This window comes from Phytobacter sp. SCO41 (assembly GCF_003073275.1).
GTDB lineage: Bacteria > Pseudomonadota > Gammaproteobacteria > Enterobacterales > Enterobacteriaceae > Phytobacter > Phytobacter diazotrophicus.
On the sequence record NZ_CP027225.1, the window covers coordinates 1,800,315 to 1,822,737 of the forward strand.

The window sequence follows — 22,423 nt, forward strand, 5'->3', positions numbered from 1 at the left end:
ACTGGCGTGCATTCTTACGCTTCAGCTTTGCTTGTATTGAGTAACGCCATCGCATTTTCTGCTGAGAGGGCAGGGTTGTTGATGCTCACGCTGGCGCGGGAAATCGCCGCACAGGCCATGGCAAAATGGGCGCTCTCCGTAAAATCTCCCCCTTCCAGGAAGCTATATAACAGCCCCGCCATAAATCCGTCATCGGCCCCGAAGCGGTCGGTGAAGGTGTGATCCGGCGAGGTCAGCAGAAGTTGCTCGCCATCACGTTTAGAGCAGAACACGGAATCATCGTCCAGATACACGAAGATGCGTTGCACCCCTTGTTCATGGAGTGAATTCACCGCCGTAATTTTGTCTGCTTCACGACGAATCGGCTGGCCCCATAAGATTTGCAGCTCTTGTAACGTGGGTTTCAGCGTGTGAATGCGCGAAAGCCAGGGGCGAATCTTATCGGCTTTGAACTCGGAAACCGTATCGACGAAGACCGGAATATTCCCCGCCATGGTGAAGACCCACTGCAATGCCTCTTCGGTCAGGTTGCAATCGGCGAGCACCACACCCGCATGCATCACCAGATCGCGTGAGGCGTTGAGCAACTGCGGCGTCAATTGCTGCAGAATATGGGTATCGTTGATGGCCAGTACTGTCTCTTCCTGCTGATTGGCAACCGACAGATAGGTAGAGGTGTTGTGCCCGTGCAGACGAATACAGCTTTGCACGTTCACCCCGGCCTGCCGGGTCTGTTCCAGTAGCGTTTCGCCGTAAAAATCATCCCCCACAGCGGAGATAAGGTGCACATCGCGGCCCAGCAGGGCGAGGTTATGGGCAACATTACGCCCTACGCCGCCTGCGGAGCACTGGATGTTACCGGGGTTGGAGGCGGACTGCGGGTAATGGATATCCGCCACGCCGCGAATATCCATATTAATGGCGCCAAACACCACGCAGTAATCCTGCTCGGTCAGAATGTAGCCTTTGCCTTTAATAAGCCCTTTACGCATCAAATCCATAATATGGGCGGCGACGCGTGAACGGCTGATTTGTAAAATATCGCCTATCTCATTTTGCTGAATAAGTGGGTTGCTGCGCAGGATTTGTAATATCTGTTTTTCCCTGTCGTTCATTTACGCCACGGCCTCTTCATTTTGTTGGGCTTTCAGCCAGGCAATCTCTTCTGCCCAGATGTCCGGGTTGATGGTTTCCAGAATCATCGGAATACCGTCGAAGCGATCGTCTTGCATGATCCAGCGGAAGGCATCATGACCAATATTGCCTTCGCCCAGGCTGTGATGGCGGTCGACACGGCTGCCGAATGCGCTTTTGGCATCGTTGAGGTGCATACCGCGCAGGTAGTTGAACCCCACTACGCGTTCAAATTCGGCGAACACTTTCGCGGTGCTTTCAGTGGTGCGCAGGTCGTACCCGGCGGCAAATGCATGGCAGGTATCGATACACACGCCGACGCGGGATTTATCTTCGACACCATCGATAATGGCGGCCAGATGCTCAAAGCGAAAGCCGAGGTTGCTGCCCTGGCCTGCGGTGTTTTCGATAACCGCCGTGACGCCTTTGGTTTGTGCGAGCACAATGTTAATGGATTCGGCAATGCGCGCCAGGCACTTATCTTCATCGATTTGCATAAGATGGCTGCCGGGGTGGAAGTTCAGCAGCGTCAGCCCAAGTTGTTCGCAGCGTTGCACTTCATCGAGAAAGGCATCGCGGGATTTCTCCAGCGCCTCTTCAACTGGGTGGCCCAGATTAATCAGATAACTGTCGTGGGGCAGAATTTGTCCCGGCTGATAGTGGTATTTTTCGCAGGCGGCTTTGAATTCATCAATCGTCTCGCTGGTGAGCGGCGCGGCACGCCATTGACGCTGATTTTTTGTGAACAGGGCAAACGCAGTGGCTTCGATTTCTGCTGCGCGAATGGCGGCATTGGCCAGACCGCCGGCGGCGCTGACATGCGCTCCGATGTATTTCATGTAATGACTCCTGTTAAACCCGCAATACGCGTCATCCTTCACGCTACATCGTTGTTGGCTTCATTCACTCACCCCGCGCCGGGGATGCTTTCATTTGCCGCCTTGATGCAACGCGAAGGATTTTGCGTAATTAAAGAAATATTTTCCAATAATAGCGGGTTAACAGGGAACAGACGTAAGGTTTTATGCCATTACATGGTGCACCAGCAGGTTAATTGCACCGCCACCGACAATCAGCCAGACAAACAGCGCCAGCGCCATCAGTAGCGGCTTCGCTCCTGCCTTTTTCAGTGCGCTGATATGGGTGGTTAATCCCAGTGCGGCCATCGCCATCGCCAGCAAAACGGTATCAACGGTAATCAGGACATCAACCACACCTTTTGGCAGCAGATGGAACGAGTTAAATACGGCCACCAGGATAAACAACACCGCAAACCACGGAATGGTAATCTTGCTTTTTTCGCCTTCTGCCGCCGGGGAGAGTTGTTTAACCCGCGAAGCAAGCAGGATCAGGAACGGTGCCAGCATCATCACGCGCAGCATTTTGGCAATAACCGCCGCATTCTCGGCATCCGGGCTGACGGCATGGCCTGCGGCCACCACCTGCGCCACTTCATGCATGGTTGAACCCATATAGATGCCGTACGCTTCCGGGGTGAACCAGTGCGCCAGCAGCGGATACATGGCCGGGTAGATAAAAATGGCGAGCGTTCCGTAAATCACCACGGTGGCGACGGCAACGGCGACTTTGCTGGACTCCGCTTTGACCACCGGTTCGGTTGCCAGCACGGCGGCAGCGCCGCAAATACTGCTGCCTGCACCAATCAGCCAACTGGTTTTTCTGTCCAGCCCAAAGACCTTTTGACCGAGTAAACAGGCCAGCATAAAGGTGCTGGAGAGCATCAACACATCGATAGCGATGCCGCTGACGCCTACCTCAGCAATTTGCGAAAATGTCAGGCGCAAGCCATAAAGAATAATACCGAGTCGCAACAAATACTGTTTTGACCATAATACGCCCGCATCACAGTGAGCGTGGATGCGCGGGTAAAGTGTGTTGCCTGCGACAATACCAAATAAGATAGCCAGCGTTAGCGCGCTAAAGCCTGCACCCGCGACCGAAGGAATATTACCCAGCCACAATGCCAGCCCGGCAATGACCGCACTGAGTAACAGACCCGGTGCGAACAACGCGACGTAGTTCTTGCGTGGAACATGATGTGTGATTTCAGTCATAACCTTCTCCTTTCTCCGGGTAAAAGGTTACGGCGCTCTGGCTTAAAGGTAAAATTGATTATATATTTATAATTAATCTTTATAAGTGGTAAGTAACCCTTACCCCGACGGTGAAAATTTATGCATATCACATTACGGCAGCTCGAAGTTTTCGCCGAGGTGCTCAAGAGCGGTTCCACGACCCAGGCTTCGCAAATGCTGTCTTTATCGCAGTCGGCGGTCAGTGCTGCGCTGACCGACCTCGAAGGTCAACTCAGCGTTCAGCTTTTCGATCGCGTCGGTAAACGGCTGGTGGTGAATGAGCATGGCCGTTTGCTCTATCCCAGGGCGCTGGCGCTGCTGGAGCAGGCGACGGAAATTGAGCAACTGTTTCGTGAAGAAAATGGCGCAATTCGCGTGTACGCCAGCAGTACGATTGGCAATTACATCCTGCCGGAGATCATTGCCCACTATCGACGGGATTTTCCCCAGTTGCCGCTGGATATGAGCGTGGGCAACAGCCAGGACGTTATCAATGCGGTGGCCGATTTTCGTGTCGATATAGGTCTGATTGAAGGGCCTTGCCATACGGCTGAGATCATCGCTGAACCCTGGCTTGAGGATGAACTGGTGGTGTTCGCGCCGCCAGACTCACCGTTGTTGCAAGGGGAGGTCACGCTGGCGCGCCTGGCCGCTGCGCCGTGGATCCTGCGTGAGCGCGGCTCCGGTACCCGTGAGATTGTCGATTATCTGCTGCTGTCCCATCTGCCTGAGTTTCATCTCGGCATGGAGCTTGGCAATTCAGAAGCTATCAAACATGCCGTGCGCCACGGGCTTGGCATCAGTTGCCTGTCGCGGCGCGTGATCGCCGAACAGCTTGAAGCGGGTTCGTTGGTCGAAGTCCCTGTTCCCTTGCCTCGCCTGGTACGCACCCTGTGGCGCATTCACCACCGTCAAAAGCATCTTTCCAGTGCACTGAATCGCTTTTTGCGTTATTGCGACATTTGATTGCACCAGTAACAGGCAGTTGCACCATTCTGGTGTGCGACTGCCTGCTTTATCTCCTCTTTATGACCGCTTAACTGCCGCTATAGCGGGCCCGCTCGCGTTTTTATCTCGTTGGCACATTAGTTGCAAAAAGTGATTCAAAGAATCTTTTGTTTCATGAGCGATGAGGTGACGAGAATGAAGAAGTGGATGATGGCAGCAGCGGGTGCGGCATTAATAGTGTCCTGTGCAGGGCAGGCGATGGCCGATCAGCTCCAGGATATTCAAAAGCGCGGCGTGCTACGCGTGGCGGTACCGCAGGACTTCCCGCCGTTTGGCTCCGTGGGAACCGATCTCAAGCCGCAGGGCTACGATATCGACATGGCGGAGTATCTGGCCAAAGAGATGAAAGTGAAGGTAGAACTGGTGCCGGTAACCAGCGCTAACCGCGTCCCTTATCTGCAAACCAATAAAGTTGATCTGGTCATCTCCAGCCTCGGTAAGAATGCGGAGCGCGAAAAAGTGATCGACTTTAGCCGCGCCTATGCCCCGTTCTTCCTCGGCGTATTTGGACCGAAAGACGCCACTCTGGCAGACGCTGCCGCGCTGAGCGGTAAGTCGGTCGGCGTCACCCGTGGGGCGGTGGAAGACATGGTATTAAGCGATCTGGCCCCGAAAGATGCCGAGGTCAAACGCTACGAAGATAACAACACCACCATCTCTGCTTATCTTTCCGGCCAGGTGCAGTATATGGCGACGGGTAATGTGGTGGTGGCTGCGATTGCCCGCCAGAACCCGGAAAAAGCGCCGGTCAGCAAATTTATGCTTAAAGATTCCCCGTGCTTTATCGGGCTTAAGAAAAATGAGCCTGCGCTGAAAGCCGAAGTGGACAAGCTGATTGAACAGGCACTGAAAGACGGCACGCTCAACAACTTCTCGCAGAAATGGATGCAGGCGCCGCTGCCCGCCACCCTGGGCGTGTAAGGGTCTGGCATGACGACAACGCTTGATTTTGCCGCGCTGTGGCCGTTCTGGCCGCAGCTACTCGCGGGGCTTTGGACCACGGTAACCTTAACCATTCTGGCAACCATCGGCGGCGTGTCTCTTGGCATCCTGGGCGCGGCGCTGCGTAGCGGCAAGCCCACACTGGCGAGCCATATCTGGGGCGCGTATGTCGAACTTATTCGTAATACGCCGTTCGTGGTGCAACTCTTTTTTATCGTTTTCGGTCTGCCTGGTCTGGGGCTGAAATTAACGGCAGGCGAGGCGGCGTTAATCGCCATGCTGGTCAACCTTGGGGCTTACAGTACGGAGATTATCCGCGCCGGGATCCAGGTGGCGCCAAAAGGACAGTGGGAAGCGGCGCGCGTGCTGGGGTTAACGAAAACGCAGACCTTTATTCGCGTGATCCTGCCGCCGTCGCTGCGGCGTATTTATCCGGCCCTGGTCAGCCAGTGCATTATCGTGATGCTCGGATCGTCGGTGGTCTCGCAGGTGTCCTATGAAGAGCTGACGTTTGCGGCAAACCTGATCCAGTCGCGTACGTTTTTAAGTTTTGAAGTTTATCTGGCCACCACATTGCTGTATCTGGCGCTTTCACTGTTGATGCGTCAGGTTTTGATGGCGGCGGGACGGAAGTGGTTGGGGAGCGAGAGTTGATGAGTACATTTACCGACTGGGATATTCTGCGCAACCTGTTGTTGGCGGCGCGCTGGACCTTGCTGCTGTCGCTGATCGCGTTTATCTGCGGCACGCTGGTGACACTGCCGCTGCTGGTATTACGCATCAGCCGCTGGCACTGGCCGAAACGTCTGATCAGCGCTTATGCCGCGCTTTTTCAGGGTACCCCGCTACTGATGCAGCTCTTTCTGGCTTTCTTCGGTATTGCCTTGTTCGGTATCGATGTTAGCCCGTGGACGGCGGCGACGCTGGCGCTGACGCTCTTTACCAGCGCGTTCCTGCTGGATATCTGGTACGGCAGTATTAAGGCGTTGCCGAAAGGGCAGTGGGAGGCCTGTCGCTGTCTGGGGTTGAGTTTTGGTCAGACACTGTTTCGGGTGATTGCGCCACAGGCTATTCGTATTGCCATTGCCCCGACGGTCGGCTTTTCCGTACAGGTGATTAAAGGGACGGCGTTGGCCTCGATCATCGGCTTTGTCGAACTGACCAAAGCGGGCACCATGCTGAATAATGTCACCTTCGCCCCTTTTAAAGTGTTTGGCCTGGTTGCCCTGGGCTATTTCCTGATGTGTTACCCGCTGTCGCGTTACAGCCGTTATCTGGAGAAGAAATTCCATGCCGCTCATCACCATTAATGACGTGCAAAAATACTATGGCGAGAACCATGTGCTCAAAGGCGTAAGCCTGGATATCGAAATGGGCGAAGTGGTGTCGATCATCGGGCGCAGCGGTTCCGGGAAAAGCACCTTGTTACGCTGCATGAATGGGCTTGAGGGCTACCAGGACGGCAGTATTAAACTCGGTGGGATGACGGTAACCGACCGGGAGTCGCAGGCGCGGGAAATCAGTCGCTCGGTGGGGATGGTGTTTCAGAGTTTTAACCTGTTTCCACACATGACCGCGCTGGAGAACGTGATGCTGGCGCCGCGTCGGGTGCTGAAAATACCGGCGGATGAGTGCCGCAAGCTGGCGATTGAGATGCTGGAGAAGGTCGGTCTCGGTGAGCGCATCGATTATTACCCGTCGAATTTGTCAGGCGGGCAGCAGCAGCGCGTGGCGATTGCCCGTGCGCTGGCGATGAAACCCAAAGTATTGCTCTGCGATGAGATAACTTCGGCGCTGGATCCGGAGCTGGTGGGCGAGGTGTTACGTGTGCTGGAACAGCTTGCCGCCGAAGGGATGACCCTGATTCTGGTGACCCACGAGATGAGTTTTGCCCGCGAAGTGGGCGACCGGGTGGTGTTTATGCATCAGGGAAAAGTATGGGAGCAGGGCGAAAGTAAGTCGTTCTTTAGCCAGCCGCGTACCCCGGAATTGCAGCAATTTATCGCCTCAGTGCGTGGACTGAATTAAGTCTTTGCGTTTTTCCCCTCACCTAACCCTCTCTCCAAAAGGAGAGGGGAGGTTGCAGTTACGCCGCTCTGCGTGAGCTTTCAGCCTCTTTTCCCCCTCGCTCGCCAGATGTCGATTCCACTGCTTTACTTATAATCCACTGGCGATCATGAAGGTCTCTAATAAAACGTTGATTGTGCCGGAAGGATGCCCTTTCGTTTGCTACAATCGCGCCTCATTTTTTAGATGGATAGCATTTTCTTATGGTTTCCGAAACTAAAACCACACAAGCGCCCACGCTTCGCCGTGAACTCAAGGCGCGTCACCTGACGATGATCGCCATTGGCGGATCGATCGGTACAGGGTTGTTTGTCGCATCAGGGGCGACGATTTCTCAGGCGGGCCCGGGCGGCGCGCTGTTCTCCTATATTCTTATTGGTCTGATGGTCTATTTCCTGATGACCAGCCTTGGCGAGCTGGCGGCGTATATGCCAGTGTCCGGCTCCTTCGCGACTTACGGCCAGCAATACGTTGAAGAAGGCTTTGGCTTCGCGCTGGGCTGGAACTATTGGTACAACTGGGCGGTGACCATTGCCGTTGACCTGGTGGCTTCGCAACTGGTGATGACCTGGTGGTTCCCGGATACGCCCGGCTGGATCTGGAGCGCCGTATTCCTGTGCGTGATCTTCTTGCTCAACTACATCTCCGTTAAAGGCTTTGGCGAAGCGGAATACTGGTTTTCGCTTATCAAAGTGACCACCGTTATCATCTTTATCGTCGTTGGCGTACTGATGATCGTCGGCATTTTCAAAGGCGACCAGCCGGCTGGCTGGAGCAACTGGCAGGTAGGCGACGCACCCTTTGCGGGCGGGCTATCGGCGATGATTGGCGTGGCGATGATTGTCGGCTTCTCCTTCCAGGGTACCGAGCTGATTGGTATTGCGGCAGGTGAGTCCGAAGATCCGGAGAAAAATATTCCGCGCGCGGTGCGTCAGGTATTCTGGCGTATTCTGCTGTTCTATGTGTTCGCTATCCTGGTCATCAGCCTGATCATTCCTTATACCGATCCGAGCCTGCTGCGTAATGATGTGAAAGACATCAGCGTCAGCCCGTTTACCCTGGTATTTGAACATGCGGGTCTGTTGTCTGCGGCAGCGGTAATGAATGCCGTTATCCTCACGGCGGTACTGTCGGCGGGTAACTCCGGTATGTACGCGTCTACCCGCATGCTTTACACCCTGGCCTGCGATGGCAAAGCGCCGCGCATTTTCGCTAAACTGTCGAAAGGCGGCGTGCCGCGTAACGCCTTGTATGCCACCACCGTGATTGCGGGTCTGTGCTTCCTGACGTCGATGTTTGGCAACCAGACTGTTTACCTGTGGCTGCTGAACACCTCCGGCATGACCGGTTTTATCGCCTGGTTGGGTATTGCTATCAGCCATTACCGCTTCCGTCGTGGTTATGTCATGCAGGGGCACGATCTGAACAACCTGCCGTACCGTTCAGGTTTCTTCCCGCTGGGGCCGATCTTCGCTTTTGTGCTGTGCCTGATCATCACCCTGGGCCAGAACTATCAGGCTTTCCTGGCGGATACCATTGACTGGGGGGCCGTAGCGGCAACCTATATTGGTATTCCACTGTTCCTGATCATCTGGTTTGGTTACAAGCTGTCGAAAGGCACCCACTTTGTAAGCTACAAAGATATGGTGTTCCCGGAGCGCTTTAAGAAATAACCGGCAGTTGTTCTGCGATGACCAATAAAAACGCCCCGTCAAATTACCGGGGCGTTTTTTGTTAAGCGTTATCAGAAGTTATAGGTTAAGCCAACGGTATAACGGCGGCCATCAAGGACCGTGTCATAGGTGTCGTAATCAATCTGCTTATCCAGCACGTTGTAAATCCCGGCGGAGACCAGCAAATTCTTATTCGCGTTGTAACGCAGACCCACATCCACCTGACTGTAAGATGGCGTACCCTGCGACATTGAGGTGCGGCTTAAGTATTCCGAGGTTTTGCCACGGAAGTTCAGGCGACCCCAAAGACCCACATCCTGCGTGGCCTGCCAGTCCAGCGTGGTGTTGATCATGTGTTTCGGCATTTTGTTAAGCGGCTTGCCGGAGAACTGACCGCTTTTCTGTTCTGACTCGGTAAAGGTGTAGTTGGCCGTCAGGTTAAGGTCGCGCGTGATGTTCCAGCCGAAGGTGGATTCGACGCCGCGCATATTGGCTTTATCAACGTTAACGCGATCGCTGACAAAATCGTAACTGACGCTGCCGATCGTACAGGCCGGATCGGCGCTGCTGTTGCACCGACGTACTTCGGTGATTTTATCCTTGAAGTCGGTGTTGAACAGCGTAATGCCCGCGTTGAGGGTGTCATTGTTATCCCACAGCAGGGCGATTTCTTCGCTCAGGCTTTTTTCCGGTTTCAGGTCGGGGTTGCCGACAATCATGCCATTCATGCGGCCACCGCCTGTCGCCTGTCCCCAGCTTGCGGAAGACTGACGCAGATCCGGGGCGCGATAACCTGCCGACACGCCGCCTTTAATCGTCCACTGGTCGGTCAGATGCCACACGCCGTAGCCGCGCGGTGTCCAGTTGGTGCCGTAGTTTTCATCTTTGTCCATGCGCAAGCCGCCAGTCAGCGTCACGCTGTCGAGCACCGCCCATTCATCTTCTGCAAATAACGCCCAGCTCCAGCGGGTGAGTTTATTCAGCCCGTCCGCCGCTTCCAGTTGATTGCCGTTATCGCGCAGTTTCTCATAGCGATACTGCCCGCCGACCGTCATGGTGTGGCTGCCAAGGAAGATCTGGTTCTGGTTGTTGACGATGGTGTTATACGACTTCATCTGGCGACCCGGGTTATTGGTCTCTTCCTGCTGAATGTAGCTGGATGTGTTGAAGTCGCTGTAATAACCGCTGTGGGTTAACGAGTAAGTGGTGTGCTCGTAGCGGCTGTCACTTTTGCTGTTGGGCGTACAAACGCTGCCACGGCAGGTCTCCGCCGCCGAAGACATACCTGGCGTACTGTTGCGATCCTGCAATTCGCGGGCAATATCCAGGTCGAAATCGTTTTTATCATCCGGGGTGAAATTGAACGTCACGCCACCGTTGCGCAGGCGCTGCTCGTTATAGCCGTTGAGGATTTTATCTTCCGCGCGACGGGATAATAGCCCGCTCACTTTCGCGCCCAGTAGCCCGTCAATCAGTGGGCCGGAAGCGGAAGCGTTGGTCTGGAAGAGATCGCCGGAATCACTGTTTTCCTGGAAAGTGGCATCGCCATGCACTGAGCCTGTCCAGCCTTTGGTATTGGACACTTTTTTGGTGATGACGTTAATCACACCGCCCATTGCGTCAGAACCGTACAGTGATGACATCGGGCCGCGGATCACTTCAATACGCTCAATGGATTCCAGTGGCGGCAGCCAGCCCTGTTCGATACCGGCATTATCACTGTTGGGGCGCGTACCGCGTGTGCTGATTCGTTTGCCATCGACCAAAAAGAGGGTGTATTGCGAAGCCATGCCGCGAATGCTGATATCACTGCTGCTGCCACCGCCGGTCACCACCACACCCGGAACATCTTTCAACGCGTCGGTGACATCCCGGTACGCTTTATCTTCAAGCTGCTGTTTAGAAATAACCGAAATAGAAGCCGGGGCGTTCTGGATTTTCTGTTCAAACCCGGTAGCGGAGACGACGACGGTGTCTTCTCCTGCCGCAAGGAGTGCCGGGGGGAAGGTGGCAGCGCAGACGGCAACTGCCAGCAATTTAGCGCGAGGTAAAGTCATTTTGTCATTCCGTTTAAATGAATAAAGCTCCATCGGGCAATACCATGAAGACTATAAGTATTTGTCTTTTAAGAACTCTGGTGATGGAGAAGCGGAAGGATTGTGGATAAAAAGTGAATTTATGTAAATACAACTGATAATTGAAATCATTTGCATTTGTTGTTTTTGATGAGGGGAAATCTAGTTTTTTCAGCGGGATAGTGGCAAGTGTAAGGAATCGTAAAGAGGAGGGCGCCGCCCTCCGGTGATTATTTCAGCAGATATTGCGCGTGGAAACGCAGGTGGTCTTCAATAAACGAGGCCATAAAGTAATAGCTGTGATCATAGCCAGGCTGAACGCGAAGCGTGAGCGGCCAGCCGGTCTGGCGGGCGGCCTCAGCCAGACGGGCGGGCTGTAGCTGTTCTGCGAGGAATTGATCGGCATCGCCCTGATCGATAAGCGTCGGGATCGCATCTTTATTTTGACTGGCCAGCATCAGCGCGCAGCTATCCCAGGCCTGCCAGGTTGAGATGTCGTTGCCCAGATAAGCGCTAAAGGCTTTCTGTCCCCAGGGGACCTGTGCCGGGTTTACAATCGGCGCAAACGCAGAAACGCTGGTAAAGCGCCCCGGGTTTTTCAGTGCCATGATCAGTGCGCCGTGGCCGCCCATCGAATGACCGCTGATGGCGCAACGTTCGCTAACGGTAAATTGTGATTGAATCAACGCGGGCAGTTCATCGCGCAGATAGTCATACATGCGGTAATGCGCCGCCCACGGTTGTTCGGTGGCGTTGAGATAAAAGCCCGCGCCTTTGCCCAGATCATAGCCATCGGCGTCGGCAACGTCATCGCCGCGCGGACTGGTATCCGGCATTACCAGAACAATCCCCAGCTCAGCCGCAACGCGTTGCGCGCCGGCTTTGGTGGTGAAGTTTTCATCGGTACAGGTCAGGCCCGACAGCCAGTACAGCACCGGAGGGGGTGTTGTTGTCTTCGTGGGCGGTAAAAAAATGCTAAATGTCATGGTGCAATTCAGCACGGTGGAGTCGTGCCGCCAGCGTTGTTGGCGCCCCTCAAAACAGCGGTGCTCTTCAAGCAATTCCATGCAAGGCTCCTTGATTATTTGTTAACAGTTAAAGCGTGACGATCACTCATAATACAGATAATTCATGCGCCTGTGAGTAACTTTCACTTTCACCTCGCTGCATCATAATGCATCATAAATTTTACTTTTTTTTAACGTTAGAGGTTTTCATGGCGCTACGCATTGCGCTCTGTGGCTTTATCGTACTGGTGGTGGCAATGGGAATAGGGCGCTTTGCCTTCACGCCCCAGGTGCCGCTGATGATTCGCGATGGACAACTGACGTTAACCAGTGCCGGACTGGTCGCCGCGATGAATTACCTCGGTTATTTACTGGGAGCGTGGGATGCGATGCGCGCCAGTAAACATATCGAGATGCGTCTGTATCTTGGCGTTGCGGGGGCTGTTGCGCTGACCTTTCTTTCTGCGCTGGCGGATAACGCCATTGCACACGGCGCGCTGCGTCTGGTGATTGGTGCGATGAGCGGCTGGGCGATGGTGCTTACCGCAGCCTGGACGAACGAGCGTCTGGCGCATTACGCCCGTCCGGGTTTGAGTGCCGCCGTATTTGCCGGGCCGGGGGCGGGCATCGCCCTGAGTGGCCTGCTGGCGGTGGTTATTCAGTCGCGCGCGCTCTCCTCAACGGCAGCCTGGCAGGTCTACGGCGTACTGGCTCTGGTGCTGGTGGTATTGATCGCCCGCTATTTGCCGCATCCGGGTCAGTTACATCGCTCCGGCGTTCAGCCAGAACCGCTGCATTTGACAACGGATCTGAAACGACTGGTCTGGAGCTATAGCCTGGCGGGGTTTGGCTACATCTTACCTGCGACCTTTCTTTCGCAAATGGCGGCGCTGCGCTTTCCCGGTAGCCTCTTTGCGCAGTTTGTCTGGCCAGTGTTTGGTGCTGCCGCAGTTGTCGGGATTGGGCTGAGTATTGCCCTGCGTCATGTGGGCCATAGCCATCAGCGGCTGGCGATTGTGCTGTGGCTACAAGGATTGGGTGTGGTGGCCTCTTGCGTATTGCCGGGGATGGGGGGACTGGTCATGGGCGCGCTATTGGTCGGCGGGGGTTTTCTGTGTGCGGTGCAGTTATCGCTGCTGTATGGCCGCGAACTGGCGCCGAATCATACCCGGTATATGGCGGGTTTGCTCACCACCGGCTATGCCGTCGGGCAATTGATTGGGCCGATGACGTCTGCGCTCTCCACCTGGCTTACGCAGCGGCTGGAACCCGCACTAGTGCTGGCCGGGCTGGCGCTGCTGCTCGGCGGGATTTTGGTCTGGAAACGTTCGGCGTGAAAGGTACGAGCAATTTCATTAATTATCACCGTGAATACTGGATTCTGTGCGCGACCTCACGCACAATGATTGCTCGCTTCGCCCGTCGCACGGCGAAGATGCCACACCTGCAGGAGAATAAAAAATGTCATCACTCAGTAAAGAAGCGGCTCTCGTTCATGAAGCCCTGGTTGCCCGTGGCCTTGAAACCCCGTTGCGCCCGCCTGTCGACATGGATAACGAAACCCGTAAACGCCTGATAGCCGGTCATATGACCGAGATTATGCAGCTCCTTAATCTCGATCTGAATGATGACAGCCTGATGGAAACTCCACATCGCATCGCCAAAATGTACGTTGATGAAATTTTCTCGGGACTGGATTATGCCAATTTCCCGAAAATTACCGTCATCGAAAATAAAATGAAAGTGGATGAGATGGTGACGGTGCGTGATATTACGCTGACCAGCACCTGTGAACACCACTTTGTCACTATCGATGGGAAAGCGACCGTCGCTTATATTCCCAAAGAGTCGGTGATTGGTCTGTCGAAAATTAACCGTATTGTGCAGTTCTTTGCCCAACGTCCACAGGTGCAGGAACGTTTGACGCAGCAGATCCTGACGGCGCTGCAAACGCTGCTGGGTACCAATAATGTGGCGGTGTCCATTGACGCGGTACATTACTGTGTGAAAGCACGTGGCATTCGTGATGCTACCAGCGCCACTACCACGACGTCACTGGGCGGGCTGTTTAAGTCCAGCCAGAACACTCGCCAGGAGTTCCTGCGCGCAGTACGTCACCATAACTAATTAGCCCGGAGAGTTGGATACATGGAGAGAAATGTCACGCTGGATTTTGTTCGTGGCATTGCCATTCTCGGTATCCTGCTCCTGAATATCACCGCTTTTGGACTGCCAAAGGCGGCCTATCTTAATCCCGCCTGGGCTGGCAGCATAACTTTAAGCGATGCCTGGACATGGGCGCTGCTCGACCTGTTTGCGCAGGTGAAATTCCTCTCCCTGTTTGCGCTTCTCTTTGGCGCGGGCCTGCAAATGCTCTTGCCACGCGGCAAGCGCTGGATCCAGTCACGCTTAACGTTACTGGTGCTGTTGGGTTTTATTCATGCGCTGGTCTTCTGGGATGGCGATATTTTGCTGGCTTATGGGCTGATTGGGCTTATCAGTTGGCGCATGATTCGCGATGCGCAAAGTGTAAAAGCGTTGTTTAACACCGGGCTGGCGCTGTATTTGATTGGCATTGTGGTGTTGCTGTTGCTGGGGGTTATCTCCGGTAGTGCGCCCAACCGTTCATGGCTACCTGGACCGGCCAATATCCAGTATGAAGTCTGGTGGAAAACGACGGGCAGCGTGATGGAGGCCATCAGTAATCGTGCTGATATGCTCTCCAGCGGTCTGCTGGCGCTGGGGGCGCAGTATGGCTGGGAGTTGGCCGGGCTGATGTTGCTGGGCGCAGCGCTAATGCGTAGCGGCTGGCTAAAAGGGCAGTTCAGCCTGGGGCACTATCGCCGTACAGGATGCTTTTTGATAGCGCTTGGCGTAGCGATAAACCTGCCGGCCATTATTGCCCAATGGCAACTTGACTGGGCATATCGCTGGTGCGCGTTTATCCTGCAAGCGCCGCGTGAGCTGGGCGCACCCATACAGGTGCTGGGTTATACCGCGCTTATCTTTGGTTTCTGGCCGCAACTGTGCCGCTGGAGACTGGTTAATGCTGTGGCCTGCGTTGGGCGGATGGCACTGAGCAATTACCTGCTGCAAACGCTCATTTGTACCACGCTGTTTTATCGTTTCGGCCTGGTGATGAAGTTTGATCGCTTGCAACTGCTGGCTTTCGTCCCACCGGTCTGGGCCGTCAATATTCTCTTCTCTGTTCTCTGGCTGCGCCAGTTCCGTCAGGGGCCGATGGAGTGGTTGTGGCGGCAATTAACCGCGCGTGCTGCGGGGACATCATTGCCGCGCACATCCAGATAACGATCTGGATCACAATCATTAACAAAATGGATGTAACCGTTTCCATTGATGTGATGCCACTCACGCAGCAACCTCTCGCCGACTGAGAGAATAGCCTCCTTGCTAAACAGGGGGTATCTGTGAGCTGCCGTAATCAACATAAAGGTTGGTCAATATGATCACCATTCGTGATGTGGCCCGTCAGGCGGGCGTTTCCGTCGCGACGGTTTCCCGTGTGCTGAATAACAGTGCGCTGGTCAGTCAGGAAACGCGGGAGGCTGTGATGAAGGCGGTTGCGCAACTGGGTTATCGCCCGAATGCCAACGCCCAGGCACTGGCCACGCAGATCAGCGACACCATCGGCGTGGTGGTGATGGACGTCTCCGACGCCTTCTTTGGCGCGCTGGTGAAAGCGGTGGATACCGTGGCGCAGCAGCATCAGAAATATGTGCTCATCGGCAACAGTTACCACGAAGCGGAAAAAGAGCGCCACGCTATTGAGGTGCTGATACGTCAACGATGCAACGCATTGATTGTTCACTCAAAAGCGCTAAGCGATGAAGAACTCGCCGGGTTTATGGAACAGATCCCTGGCATGGTGGTGATCAATCGCGTGGTGCCGGGTTACGTCCACCGTTGTGTCTCACTCGATAACGTCAGCGGTGCGGTGATGGCCACCCGCATGCTGCTCAATCACGGACATCAACGCATAGGCTATCTCGCCTCCAGCCATCAGATTGAAGATAACGACATGCGCCGTGAGGGCTGGGTTAAAGCGCTTGCGGAGCAGGGCATTGCCGCGCCGGATGCCTGGGTGGGTATGGGGTCACCAGATATGCAGGGCGGGGAGGCGGCTATGGTGGAGCTCCTGAGCCGCAACCAGCAGCTTACGGCGGTGTTTGCCTATAACGACAGCATGGCCGCCGGGGCGTTAACGGCGCTGAAAGATAATGGCATTGCGGTGCCACCGCATCTTTCTCTCATTGGTTTCGATGATATCCCGATTGCCCGTTATACCGATCCGCAATTGACGACGGTGCGATATCCGATTGCGTCAATGGCCCGTCTGGCTACGGAACTGGCGCTGATGGGGGCTGCGGGCAAACTCGATCCTGAGGCTACACACTGCTTTATGCCAACGCTGGTACGCCGTCATTCTGTCGCTTCACGTCAATCTGTGGCAACGATCACTAACTTATGATGTTTGTTGATGTAACCGTTTTCAATCTGTGAGTAAATTCACAGTATCTTAACAAGGCGGTGACTATGATGTCAGCGTTTTAGAAGCTGAAACACGATGTAACGGTGATTATTCATTTTCACTGAGTCATTCAGCCTGAAGCATCGAAGAAAGCGCATTATTGGAGCGTTACCGAACACGGAAGAACGAATTTTTTGAGTGAACTTCGGCGAACAGTAACGTTTCATTAACTTGCTGCCCCGCCGACCATTATTCGCATGAACTACCCTGCATAAAAAAACCGGAGATACCATGAATAAGAAGGTGTTGACTCTGTCTGCTGTTATGGCAAGCATGCTTTTTGGCGCAGCCGCACATGCAGCTGATACCCGTATTGGTGTGACCATCTATAAATATGACGACAACTTCATGTCAGTTGTCCGTAAAGCCATCGAGAAAGACGCCAAAGAAGCTTCTGGCGTACAGCTGCTGATGAACGACTCCCAGAACGACCAGTCCAAACAGAACGACCAGATTGACGTTCTGCTGGCGAAAGGCGTTAAAGCCCTGGCAATCAACCTGGTTGACCCGGCTGCTGCAGGCACCGTTATCGAAAAAGCACGTGGTCAGAACATTCCGGTTGTGTTCTTCAACAAAGAGCCTTCTCGCAAAGCGCTGGATAGTTACGACAAAGCTTATTATGTGGGTACCGACTCCAAAGAATCCGGCATCATTCAGGGCGACCTGATTGCCAAACACTGGGCTGACAATAAAAACTGGGATCTGAACAAAGACGGTCAAATTCAGTACGTTCTGCTGAAAGGCGAACCAGGTCACCCGGATGCTGAAGCACGTACCACTTACGTTATCAAAGAGCTGAATGACAAAGGCATCAAAACTGAGCAACTGCAGTTAGATACCGCAATGTGGGATACCGCTCAGGCGAAAGACAAAATGGACGCATGGCTGTCCGGCCCGAACGCCAACAAAATTGAAGTCGTGATCGCGAATAACGATGCGATGGCGATGGGTGCGGTTGAAGCGCTGAAAGCGCACAACAAATCTTCTATCCCGGTGTTCGGCGTGGATGCGCTGCCAGAAGCACTGGCACTGGTTAAATCTGGCGCAATGGCCGGTACCGTGCTGAACGATGCTAACAACCAGGCGAAAGCAACCTTCGATCTGGCGAAAAACCTGGCAGATGGTAAAGGCGCAGCTGACGGCACCAACTGGAAAATTGAGAACAAAATTGTTCGTATTCCTTACGTTGGTGTAGATCAGGGCAATCTGTCTCAGTTCATCGGTAAATAATTCGTTTTAAGCATGTTCTCACCGGGCGCAACAATAATAGTTGCGCCCTTATAATACGATATGCCAGGCCAACAAGGTACAATTATGGTCAGCAATAATACTCAGTCGTCCGGTGAATTCTTGTTGGAAATGAGCAATATCAACAAGTCTTTTCCAGGGGTAAAGGCTCTCGATAATGTTAATTTAAAAGTGCGTCCGCACTCAATCCATGCATTAATGGGTGAAAATGGCGCCGGTAAATCGACATTATTAAAATGCCTTTTTGGGATATATCAGAAAGACTCCGGTAGCATTCTTTTTCAGGGAAAAGAAATCGATTTCCATTCTGCTAAAGAAGCGCTGGAAAATGGTATCTCAATGGTTCACCAGGAACTTAACCTGGTGTTGCAGCGTTCTGTAATGGACAACATGTGGTTAGGTCGCTACCCAACCAAAGGCGTGTTTGTCGATCAGGACAAAATGTACCGTGATACAAAAGCCATCTTTGATGAGCTGGATATTGATATTGATCCGCGTGCGCGTGTCGGTACATTATCTGTTTCGCAAATGCAGATGATCGAAATTGCAAAAGCGTTCTCATACGATGCCAAAATTGTCATCATGGACGAACCAACTTCTTCGCTGACCGAAAAAGAAGTTAATCATCTTTTCAAAATTATCCGTAAGCTGAAAGATCGCGGCTGCGGTATTGTTTATATTTCCCATAAGATGGAAGAAATCTTCCAACTGTGCGATGAAATTACGATCCTGCGTGATGGTCAGTGGATTGCGACCCAGCCGCTCGAAGGGCTGGATATGGACAAGATCATTGCGATGATGGTAGGGCGTTCGCTCAACCAACGTTTCCCGGATCGCCAGAACACGCCGGGTGAGACGATTCTCGAAGTACGTAATCTGACCTCATTGCGTCAGCCATCAATCCGCGATATCTCTTTTGATCTGCGTAAAGGTGAGATTCTTGGTATTGCTGGTCTGGTTGGGGCGAAACGTACCGATATCGTAGAAACACTATTTGGTATTCGTGAAAAAGCCACGGGTACAATTAAGCTACACGGCAAAAATATTAATAACCACAATGCGAATGAAGCCATCAATAATGGTTTCGCACTGGTTACCGAAGAGCGTCGCTCTACCGGGATTTACGCTTACCTGGATATCGGATTTAACTCGCTTATTTCCAATATTCAGAACTATAAAAATAAAGTCGGTCTGCTGGATAATTCCCGTATGAAAAGCGATACCCAATGGGTTATTGACTCCATGCGCGTGAAAACACCCGGCCACCGTACCCAAATTGGATCGCTTTCCGGTGGTAACCAACAGAAAGTGATTATTGGTCGCTGGTTGTTAACCCAACCAGAAATCTTAATGCTTGACGAACCCACTCGTGGTATTGACGTTGGGGCTAAGTTCGAGATATATCAGCTGATTGCGGAGCTGGCGAAGAAAAACAAGGGGATTATTATTATCTCCTCTGAAATGCCTGAATTGTTGGGTATCACTGACCGTATTCTGGTTATGAGCAATGGTCTCGTTGCCGGAATTGTTGACACTAAAACGACAACGCAAAACGAAATACTCCGTCTTGCGTCTTTGCACCTTTAAGATCAGGGGCTCCTCATGAGTGCGTTAAATAAAAAAACTTTTCTCACTTATCTGAAAGACGGCGGTATTTACGTTGTTCTTTTAGTGTTACTGGCGATTATTATTTTCCAGGATCCTACGTTCTTAAGTCTGCTGAACTTAAGTAACATTCTGACCCAGTCTTCCGTGCGTATTATCATCGCACTGGGCGTAGCCGGGCTGATTGTGACACAGGGTACTGACCTGTCCGCAGGGCGCCAGGTGGGCCTGGCGGCCGTAGTGGCGGCGACCTTGTTGCAGTCGATGGAAAACGTCAACAAAGTGTTCCCGGAAATGCACACGATGCCGATCATCGCGGTCATCGGCATTGTCTGTGTGATCGGTGCGGTCATCGGCCTGGTGAACGGTATTATCATCGCTTACCTCAACGTGACGCCTTTTATCACCACATTGGGTACCATGATCATCGTGTACGGTATCAACTCCCTGTACTACGACTTCGTGGGTGCATCGCCGATTTCCGGCTTTGACAGCGGCTTCTCTACCTTCACGCAAGGCTTTATCGCGTTAGGCTCTTTCCGCCTGTCCTACATCACTTTCTATGCGCTGATTGCCGTCGCCTTCGTTTGGGTGTTGTGGAACAAAACCCGCTTTGGCAAAAACATTTTCGCTATCGGTGGTAACCCGGAAGCGGCGAAAGTGTCTGGTGTTAACGTTGCGCTGAACTTGCTGATGATCTATGCCCTGTCTGGTGTGTTCTATGCGTTCGGTGGGATGCTGGAAGCTGGTCGTATCGGCTCGGCAACCAACAACCTCGGCTTTATGTACGAACTTGATGCTATCGCAGCGTGTGTGGTTGGCGGCGTCTCCTTTAGCGGCGGGGTAGGTACGGTTCTGGGCGTGGTGACCGGTGTAATCATCTTCACCGTTATCAACTACGGTCTGACCTATATCGGTATCAACCCGTACTGGCAGTACATCATTAAAGGCGGCATCATCATCTTCGCAGTGGCGCTGGACTCCCTGAAATACGCGCGTAAGAAATAACAATCAGAACCCGGATACGGCGTTGCCGTATCCGGGCTCAGACTACTTTTTGCAGCAAATCCGGATAAGGTGTTTTAATGCCGAATCCGGGATTGCCTTACCTTGATAGCGCATCGGCGGCGCAAATCAGCGCCAGATGGCTCAACCCCTGCGGCACGTTGCCGCGCCATTCGCCGCTGCGCACATCGAACATCTCATTAAACGTCTCCACATTGCCCTTATCGCAGAGCGTCTCAAGAATGGTGTCCATACAGTGCCGGGCGCGGGTTTTATCTCCCATCTCCGCCAGCGCCTCCACCATCCAGAACGAACAGGCGACAAAGGTGCTCTCCTCCTGCTCGACACCGCTGTAGCGATAGAGCATGGGTTCGCCATGCCCCAGTTCGTCCATAATGGCGTTGAGGGTTGAACGCATGCGCTGCGAATTACAGTGCTTACCATAATGCCAGGCAAGACAGAGCGAGGCGTCGAGCCGATCGCTACCGGCATAAAAGGTATACGCCTGCTTTTTCTCCGACCAGCAATGCGCCTCGACCCACGCCTGAATACGCGCTTTTTCGCGATCCCAACGGGCCACCCAGGTTGCCTCCAGATGCCCCTCGCGCGCCAGATGGGCGGCAATATCCAGTGTTATCCAGCAGGTGATTTTTGAGTGAGTATAGTGTTGTAGATCGTGCAGTTCCCAGATGCCGGAGTCCGCCTGCTTCCAGATATCGGCGCAGGTATTCGCCAGCGAGGCGAGCAGCCGGGCGGTGGTGAGATCCAGGACGTGTCCGGCGCGGACAAACAGCAGAGCGGTAGCCAGCAGATCGCCATACATACTGAGTTGTTGCTGGTCACGTGCGTTGTTGCCTATGCGCACCGGGCGTGAGTTCTTATAGCCGCTTAATGGCGGGTAGCTTTCCGCCGGAACGATACCACCATCAAGGGTATAACAAACACGGACTTTGCCGTCATGGCGCAGGATGGTGTTGGTAAGCCACGAGAAGGCCGCCTTGCACTCCTCCAGCGCACCGATAACGGTAAAAGCACGGATGATCATGCAGGCATCTCGCGTCCAGGCGTAACGGTAGTCATAGTTTTTCTCGCCGCCGATGCCTTCCGGCAGCGATGTGGTCGGTGCCGCCGCCAGAGCGCCGGTCGGGGAATAGAGCAGGAACTTTAGCGCCAGCGCCGAACGTGTCACGTGCTCAGGGAACATACCTTTATAGGTCAGGCTTTCGCACCATAACTGCCAGACGTGGTCGGAGATATCAATATGGCCGTCAATTTTTTCAAGAGAGGGTACGGCGAGCGGCTCTTTATGGCTGACCAGCAACGCCACCAGTGAACGCACACCTTCGTGGGCGACAAAGGTTCCCTCTATCGCGTGGTCGTCGAAATGGGTGACGGTGACATCACTAGAGGTCCGCAGCATCGCCATTAAATCGCCAATATGGATAACCTGGCCTTTGTCTGTGTCCTGAATCCAGGGAGAGCGGGTACAGGCCGCTGTACCCGGCACAAATATCACCCGCAGTTTAACTTCGCCTTTAATGCCTTCAATACGTCTTGCCAGTTCACACCAGGGCAGGCGTCCGGCGTAATTGCTGTTGAGGGATTCGGTCAACACCACGCTACCGGATGCTGTCTCATAGAAGGTTTCCAGCACATTGCTGTTTTCCCGGTAGCGGCGATCAACACGATAATCGCCGGTGGGCTCAATCTGGAAATAACCGCCGTTGGCGGCGTCAAGAATGCGATCGAAGAGCGGCGGGGAGTCCATATTGGGGGCGCACCACCAGTCAATTGCGCCGTCGGGGGCGATTAACGCCACCGAGCGGCCATCGCCAATGGCGGCGTAATCGCCCAGTCCCGCATAGCCATCATGACGCGGCGGATGAGAGTACGACTCGTTCTTCATCTTTTCTCCTGGCTTTCAGCTATGGCGCTAACGTGCCGCCATGAAATTGAGCATCAGGATTAAGCGTAACCAGGAATAACAGGATCGCCGGGGAATTACCTGTCTTTT

The 22,423-nt window shown here is 53.6% G+C and carries 19 protein-coding genes; 13 read left to right on the plus strand and 6 right to left on the minus strand.

What is annotated here, in order from left to right:
* Positions 1-14 precede the first annotated feature (14 nt).
* From C5523_RS08665 to C5523_RS08675, 3 genes are all read right to left on the minus strand, one after another.
* Positions 15-1,115 (minus strand): sugar kinase, encoded by a 1,101-nt coding sequence (locus C5523_RS08665; RefSeq protein WP_103245453.1) that lies wholly within the window; start codon positions 1,113-1,115, stop codon positions 15-17.
* Entirely contained in the window at positions 1,116-1,973 is an 858-nt protein-coding gene (gene nfo / locus C5523_RS08670; RefSeq protein WP_079496282.1) for a deoxyribonuclease IV, read from the minus strand.
* 183 nt (positions 1,974-2,156) lie between these two features.
* On the minus strand, positions 2,157-3,209 hold the full coding sequence (locus C5523_RS08675) for a YeiH family protein (RefSeq protein WP_108700948.1): 1,053 nt from the start codon (positions 3,207-3,209) through the stop codon (positions 2,157-2,159).
* 120 nt (positions 3,210-3,329) lie between these two features.
* On the opposite strand from C5523_RS08675, the gene yieE reads away from it, so the two are divergent.
* From yieE to C5523_RS08705, 6 genes are all read left to right on the plus strand, one after another.
* Positions 3,330-4,196, plus strand: coding sequence for a DNA-binding transcriptional regulator YeiE (yieE, locus tag C5523_RS08680; RefSeq protein WP_039079964.1), 867 nt, complete (start codon positions 3,330-3,332; stop codon positions 4,194-4,196).
* 177 nt (positions 4,197-4,373) lie between these two features.
* Positions 4,374-5,159, plus strand: coding sequence for a transporter substrate-binding domain-containing protein (locus C5523_RS08685; protein WP_039079965.1), 786 nt, complete (start codon positions 4,374-4,376; stop codon positions 5,157-5,159).
* A 9-nt stretch (positions 5,160-5,168) separates the two neighbouring features.
* Positions 5,169-5,834 (plus strand): amino acid ABC transporter permease, encoded by a 666-nt coding sequence (locus tag C5523_RS08690; RefSeq protein ID WP_108700949.1) that lies wholly within the window; start codon positions 5,169-5,171, stop codon positions 5,832-5,834.
* Positions 5,834-6,490, plus strand: a complete 657-nt coding sequence (locus C5523_RS08695; RefSeq protein WP_039079967.1) for an amino acid ABC transporter permease — start codon at positions 5,834-5,836, stop codon at positions 6,488-6,490. Before C5523_RS08690 ends, C5523_RS08695 begins: the two co-directional genes overlap by 1 nt.
* On the plus strand, positions 6,471-7,208 hold the full coding sequence (locus C5523_RS08700) for an amino acid ABC transporter ATP-binding protein (RefSeq protein WP_108700950.1): 738 nt from the start codon (positions 6,471-6,473) through the stop codon (positions 7,206-7,208). The genes C5523_RS08695 and C5523_RS08700 overlap by 20 nt, the downstream gene beginning before the upstream one ends.
* Positions 7,209-7,450: 242 nt before the next feature.
* Positions 7,451-8,920 carry an amino acid permease gene (locus C5523_RS08705; protein WP_039079969.1) on the plus strand — a complete coding sequence of 490 codons (1,470 nt, stop codon included), beginning with the start codon at positions 7,451-7,453 and terminating at the stop codon, positions 8,918-8,920.
* 71 nt (positions 8,921-8,991) lie between these two features.
* On the opposite strand, the gene C5523_RS08710 is transcribed toward C5523_RS08705, so the two are convergent.
* The gene (locus C5523_RS08710; RefSeq protein ID WP_108702304.1) at positions 8,992-10,977 is read right to left on the minus strand and encodes a ligand-gated channel protein; all 1,986 of its coding nucleotides are present in this window, start codon (positions 10,975-10,977) and stop codon (positions 8,992-8,994) included.
* 248 nt (positions 10,978-11,225) lie between these two features.
* Positions 11,226-12,062 (minus strand): S-formylglutathione hydrolase, encoded by an 837-nt coding sequence (gene fghA / locus C5523_RS08715; RefSeq protein ID WP_039079971.1) that lies wholly within the window; start codon positions 12,060-12,062, stop codon positions 11,226-11,228.
* A gap of 149 nt (positions 12,063-12,211) precedes the next feature.
* On the opposite strand from fghA, the gene C5523_RS08720 reads away from it, so the two are divergent.
* The 7 genes from C5523_RS08720 to mglC all read left to right on the plus strand — a co-directional run bounded on the left by C5523_RS08720 (position 12,212) and on the right by mglC (position 20,412).
* The gene (locus C5523_RS08720; protein ID WP_079496542.1) at positions 12,212-13,339 is read left to right on the plus strand and encodes a YbfB/YjiJ family MFS transporter; all 1,128 of its coding nucleotides are present in this window, start codon (positions 12,212-12,214) and stop codon (positions 13,337-13,339) included.
* Positions 13,340-13,463: 124 nt separating this feature from the next.
* Positions 13,464-14,129 (plus strand): GTP cyclohydrolase I FolE, encoded by a 666-nt coding sequence (gene folE / locus C5523_RS08725; protein ID WP_039079972.1) that lies wholly within the window; start codon positions 13,464-13,466, stop codon positions 14,127-14,129.
* A 21-nt stretch (positions 14,130-14,150) separates the two neighbouring features.
* Entirely contained in the window at positions 14,151-15,311 is a 1,161-nt protein-coding gene (gene yeiB / locus C5523_RS08730) for a DUF418 domain-containing protein YeiB (protein WP_103245454.1), read from the plus strand.
* 154 nt (positions 15,312-15,465) lie between these two features.
* A complete protein-coding gene (gene galS, locus C5523_RS08735; protein ID WP_039079974.1) occupies positions 15,466-16,491 on the plus strand; it encodes an HTH-type transcriptional regulator GalS in 1,026 nt (341 codons plus the stop codon).
* Between the two features lie 291 nt (positions 16,492-16,782).
* Positions 16,783-17,781, plus strand: coding sequence for a galactose/glucose ABC transporter substrate-binding protein MglB (gene mglB, locus C5523_RS08740; protein ID WP_039079975.1), 999 nt, complete (start codon positions 16,783-16,785; stop codon positions 17,779-17,781).
* A gap of 84 nt (positions 17,782-17,865) precedes the next feature.
* Positions 17,866-19,386 carry a galactose/methyl galactoside ABC transporter ATP-binding protein MglA gene (mglA, locus tag C5523_RS08745; protein ID WP_039079976.1) on the plus strand — a complete coding sequence of 507 codons (1,521 nt, stop codon included), beginning with the start codon at positions 17,866-17,868 and terminating at the stop codon, positions 19,384-19,386.
* 15 nt (positions 19,387-19,401) lie between these two features.
* Positions 19,402-20,412, plus strand: a complete 1,011-nt coding sequence (mglC, locus tag C5523_RS08750) for a galactose/methyl galactoside ABC transporter permease MglC (RefSeq protein ID WP_039079977.1) — start codon at positions 19,402-19,404, stop codon at positions 20,410-20,412.
* A 97-nt stretch (positions 20,413-20,509) separates the two neighbouring features.
* On the opposite strand, the gene C5523_RS08755 is transcribed toward mglC, so the two are convergent.
* On the minus strand, positions 20,510-22,315 hold the full coding sequence (locus C5523_RS08755) for a glycoside hydrolase family 15 protein (protein WP_108700951.1): 1,806 nt from the start codon (positions 22,313-22,315) through the stop codon (positions 20,510-20,512).
* Positions 22,316-22,423 lie beyond the last annotated feature (108 nt).

What these genes read in the sequence shown, in the direction of transcription:
- C5523_RS08690 (WP_108700949.1), top strand. Translation starts at nt 5,169, where the DNA reads ATGACGACAACGCTTGATTTTGCCGCGCTGTGGCCGTTCTGGCCGCAG.
- fghA (WP_039079971.1), bottom strand. Translation starts at nt 12,062, where the DNA reads ATGGAATTGCTTGAAGAGCACCGCTGTTTTGAGGGGCGCCAACAACGC.
- C5523_RS08665 (WP_103245453.1), bottom strand. Translation starts at nt 1,115, where the DNA reads ATGAACGACAGGGAAAAACAGATATTACAAATCCTGCGCAGCAACCCA.
- C5523_RS08710 (WP_108702304.1), bottom strand. Translation starts at nt 10,977, where the DNA reads ATGACTTTACCTCGCGCTAAATTGCTGGCAGTTGCCGTCTGCGCTGCC.
- C5523_RS08755 (WP_108700951.1), bottom strand. Translation starts at nt 22,315, where the DNA reads ATGAAGAACGAGTCGTACTCTCATCCGCCGCGTCATGATGGCTATGCG.
- yeiB (WP_103245454.1), top strand. Translation starts at nt 14,151, where the DNA reads ATGGAGAGAAATGTCACGCTGGATTTTGTTCGTGGCATTGCCATTCTC.
- folE (WP_039079972.1), top strand. Translation starts at nt 13,464, where the DNA reads ATGTCATCACTCAGTAAAGAAGCGGCTCTCGTTCATGAAGCCCTGGTT.
- C5523_RS08705 (WP_039079969.1), top strand. Translation starts at nt 7,451, where the DNA reads ATGGTTTCCGAAACTAAAACCACACAAGCGCCCACGCTTCGCCGTGAA.
- C5523_RS08700 (WP_108700950.1), top strand. Translation starts at nt 6,471, where the DNA reads ATGCCGCTCATCACCATTAATGACGTGCAAAAATACTATGGCGAGAAC.
- C5523_RS08685 (WP_039079965.1), top strand. Translation starts at nt 4,374, where the DNA reads ATGAAGAAGTGGATGATGGCAGCAGCGGGTGCGGCATTAATAGTGTCC.
- galS (WP_039079974.1), top strand. Translation starts at nt 15,466, where the DNA reads ATGATCACCATTCGTGATGTGGCCCGTCAGGCGGGCGTTTCCGTCGCG.
- C5523_RS08720 (WP_079496542.1), top strand. Translation starts at nt 12,212, where the DNA reads ATGGCGCTACGCATTGCGCTCTGTGGCTTTATCGTACTGGTGGTGGCA.
- nfo (WP_079496282.1), bottom strand. Translation starts at nt 1,973, where the DNA reads ATGAAATACATCGGAGCGCATGTCAGCGCCGCCGGCGGTCTGGCCAAT.
- mglA (WP_039079976.1), top strand. Translation starts at nt 17,866, where the DNA reads ATGGTCAGCAATAATACTCAGTCGTCCGGTGAATTCTTGTTGGAAATG.
- mglC (WP_039079977.1), top strand. Translation starts at nt 19,402, where the DNA reads ATGAGTGCGTTAAATAAAAAAACTTTTCTCACTTATCTGAAAGACGGC.
- C5523_RS08675 (WP_108700948.1), bottom strand. Translation starts at nt 3,209, where the DNA reads ATGACTGAAATCACACATCATGTTCCACGCAAGAACTACGTCGCGTTG.
- yieE (WP_039079964.1), top strand. Translation starts at nt 3,330, where the DNA reads ATGCATATCACATTACGGCAGCTCGAAGTTTTCGCCGAGGTGCTCAAG.
- C5523_RS08695 (WP_039079967.1), top strand. Translation starts at nt 5,834, where the DNA reads ATGAGTACATTTACCGACTGGGATATTCTGCGCAACCTGTTGTTGGCG.
- mglB (WP_039079975.1), top strand. Translation starts at nt 16,783, where the DNA reads ATGAATAAGAAGGTGTTGACTCTGTCTGCTGTTATGGCAAGCATGCTT.